This window comes from Rhizobacter sp. P2_H2, assembly GCF_056403375.1.
Genome location: NZ_JBFUFP010000734.1, coordinates 1 through 2,823, shown reverse-complemented (window position 1 = coordinate 2,823; position 2,823 = coordinate 1). Strand labels below are relative to the sequence as shown.

Sequence of the window (2,823 nt, the reverse complement as noted above, 5' to 3'; positions counted from 1 at the left end):
GGACCTGACGCCGCCGGCCGAGATCCTGCGCTCGATGCAGGCGCAGATCACCGCCGAGCGCGAGAAGCGCGCGCTGATCGCGGCCTCCGAAGGCCGCAAGCAGGAACAGATCAACATCGCCACCGGCGAGCGCGAGGCCTCGATCGCCCGCTCCGAAGGGGCGCGGCAGGCCGAGATCAACAAGGCGCAGGGCGAGGCGTCGGCGATCACCGCGGTGGCCGATGCCACGGCCGGCGCGATCCGCAAGATCGCCGAGGCGATCCGCGAACCGGGCGGCGAGCAGGCGGTGCAGCTGAAGGTGGCCGAGAAGGCGGTGGATGCCTATGCGCACCTGGCGCAGAAGAACAACACGATGATCGTGCCGGGGAACATGACCGAGGTGGCCGGGTTGATCGGCACCGCGATGGCGCTGATGAAGGCGAAGGCACCCGGCCAGCCCTGAGCGAAATTCCCGCGGGACCGGTCCGAAGCCCCCTCGGAGGTAGGCTAAACTCGCCGGCTCCGGAGAGATGGATGAGCGGTTTAAGTCGCACGCCTGGAAAGCGTGTGGGGGTTAATAGCCCCCCGCGGGTTCGAATCCCGCTCTCTCCGCCAGTTGTCAATCTCAAGACCAGCGCACGGTCACCCGCAGGCCGCGACCTTCGAGGCCATCGGCCAGTTCAACCGTCGCGCCATGCCGATCGGCCACCGACTTGACGATGGCCAGGCCCAGGCCGCTGCCCGGTTGCGCCTGGTCGGGCACCCGGAAGAAGCGATCGAACACGCGCTCGCGCCAGTCCGCCGCGATGCCCGGACCGGCATCCTCCACCACCAGCGACGCATCGCCCCCCACCCGCACCGACACGGTCGACCCGGCGGGCGAGTACTTGATCGCGTTCTCGACCAGGTTGTCGACCAGCGACGTCAGCCCCTCGCGCTCGGCCTCGATCTCGCAGCGCTCGGCGCACGCCAGCTCCAGCTCGACGCCGCGCTCCGTCGCCAGCCCCGACAGCGCCGCCAGCCGGTCCTGCACCAGCTCGTCGAGCGACAGCCGCGCCGCCTGGGTGCGCCCGCTGTCGCTGCGCATCAGCCCCAGCAGCTGTGCCACCAGCCGGCTCGCCCGCTCGCCGCTGCGCACCAGCCCGTCGAGCAGCTCGGCATCGCGCGCATCGCCGCGGTGCGCCTGCAGCGCCTCGATGTTGATGCGCATCGCGGCCAGCGGCGTGCGCAACTCGTGCGCCGCGTCGGCGATGAAGCTGCGCTCGCGCGCCAGGCTCGCCGCCACGCGCGCGAGCAGCGTGTTCACCGCATCGGCCACCGGCCGCAGTTCGCGGTAGGCGCTGCCGAAGCGCAGCGGCGCCAGGTCGCCGGGGCTGCGCGTCTCGATCTCCTGCGAGAAGCGGCGCCATGGCCGCAACGCCAGCCGCACCGACCACCAGGCCGGCAGCACCAGGAACGGCAGGCTGATCAGCAGCGGCAGGATCAGGATGCCGCGCTCGCCGATCGCGAACAGGATCGACACCGCGTGGCCCGAACGGATCAACGTGACGCGCGCTGCGGACTGCGCCGACTGCTGCGTGTAGGTGCGCCACGGCATGCCGTCGATGAGCAGCTTCTCGAGCCGGCGCTGCTGCGTCGCCGGCACCACGCCGGGCGAGCCGGGCGAGGCATAGAGCAGCCGGTCGCCGAGCCAGACGTTCATCGACATGCGCAACGCCGGGTCGTCTTCTTCATGGTTCTCGCGGCGCTGGAACACGTCGAGCTTGCGCAGCACCTCCTGCAGCTGCTCGGGCCGGTCGGCCAGGCTGTCGACCAGCGCGAGGATCATGTCGGCCCTCGGGCCCATGTGGCCGGGCTCGAAGATCTCGTCGTAGCGCGCGGTGTCCCACACGAAATAGGCCATCGCCGCCGACCACAGCAGCAGCACCGTCAGCATCTGGGCCAGCACCAGGCGGCTGACCAGCGAGCTGCGCAGCCGCCTCCACAATGCGGCGGGCGTCATGCCCCGCCCTTGGCCGGTGCGACGCGGTCGATCACGTAGCCGACGCCACGCACCGTGCGGATGTAGCCCGGCCCGATCTTGCGGCGCAGGTTGGACATGTGCACGTCGAGCACGTTGCTCTCGTTGTCGAGCCCGCCGGGCAGCACCTGCTCTTCGAGCACGCGGCGCGTCAGCACGCGGTCGGCGCGCTTCATCAGCAGGCACAGCAGCTCGAACTCGCTGCGCGACAGCTCGACCGCCCGCTCGTCGACCGTCACGCGCATCGTCGCCTCGTGCAGCGCGAGCTGGCGGATCTCGATCGTGTCGTTGACCAGGCCGAAGCTGCGCCGCGCCAGCGCCCGCACGCGCGACAGCAGCTCGGCCAGCGCGAACGGTTTCACCAGGTAGTCGTCGGCGCCGCTGTCGAGGCCGGCCAGGCGGTCTTCGAGCGCGTCGCGCGCCGTCAGGATCAGCACCGGCATCGGCAGGCGCTCGCGGCGCAGGCGCGCCAGCAGCGCCAGGCCGTCGCCGTCGGGCAGGCCCAGGTCGAGCAGCACCAGGTCGCAGGCCTGGGTGTCGATCGCGTGCAGCGCGTCGCCCAGCCGGCGCACCCAGGTGACCTGCAGGCCCTGGTCTTCGAGCGCGATGCGCACGCCGTTGCCCAGTTCGAGGTCGTCTTCGATCAGCAGGATCTTCATGGCATGGCTCATGGACACCGATTGGAGACGCCGAACCTGAAGGTAGGGTGAAGCCGCGCCGGGGTCGCGGCGGGCGCCTTCATCGAACCTTCATGAAGGGTTCAGGTTCGCTTCAGGCGGGGTTCCGACACTGCTTTCCATCCCAACCGAGCGAGACTTCCCATG

General features: G+C 70.5%; 3 protein-coding genes and 1 tRNA gene. 2 read left to right on the top strand and 2 right to left on the bottom strand.

Annotated elements, in window-relative coordinates:
• Together AC1D15_RS25470 and AC1D15_RS25465 are read left to right on the top strand one after the other, a co-directional pair.
• On the top strand, positions 1-442 hold a 442-nt coding region (locus tag AC1D15_RS25470), incomplete at its 5' end, for an SPFH domain-containing protein (protein WP_477828183.1).
• 61 nt (positions 443-503) lie between these two features.
• Positions 504-594, top strand: a tRNA-Ser gene (locus tag AC1D15_RS25465).
• Between the two features lie 10 nt (positions 595-604).
• Here AC1D15_RS25465 and AC1D15_RS25460 read toward each other — a convergent pair.
• Together AC1D15_RS25460 and AC1D15_RS25455 are read right to left on the bottom strand one after the other, a co-directional pair.
• Positions 605-1,981 (bottom strand): ATP-binding protein, encoded by a 1,377-nt coding sequence (locus AC1D15_RS25460; RefSeq protein WP_477828182.1) that lies wholly within the window; start codon positions 1,979-1,981, stop codon positions 605-607.
• Positions 1,978-2,658, bottom strand: a complete 681-nt coding sequence (locus tag AC1D15_RS25455) for a response regulator (RefSeq protein ID WP_477828181.1) — start codon at positions 2,656-2,658, stop codon at positions 1,978-1,980. The genes AC1D15_RS25460 and AC1D15_RS25455 overlap by 4 nt, the downstream gene beginning before the upstream one ends.
• Positions 2,659-2,823 lie beyond the last annotated feature (165 nt).

Excerpts from the sequence above, each read along its gene's own strand:
- AC1D15_RS25460 (WP_477828182.1), bottom strand. The coding sequence starts at position 1,981 with ATGACGCCCGCCGCATTGTGGAGGCGGCTGCGCAGCTCGCTGGTCAGC.
- AC1D15_RS25455 (WP_477828181.1), bottom strand. The coding sequence starts at position 2,658 with ATGAAGATCCTGCTGATCGAAGACGACCTCGAACTGGGCAACGGCGTG.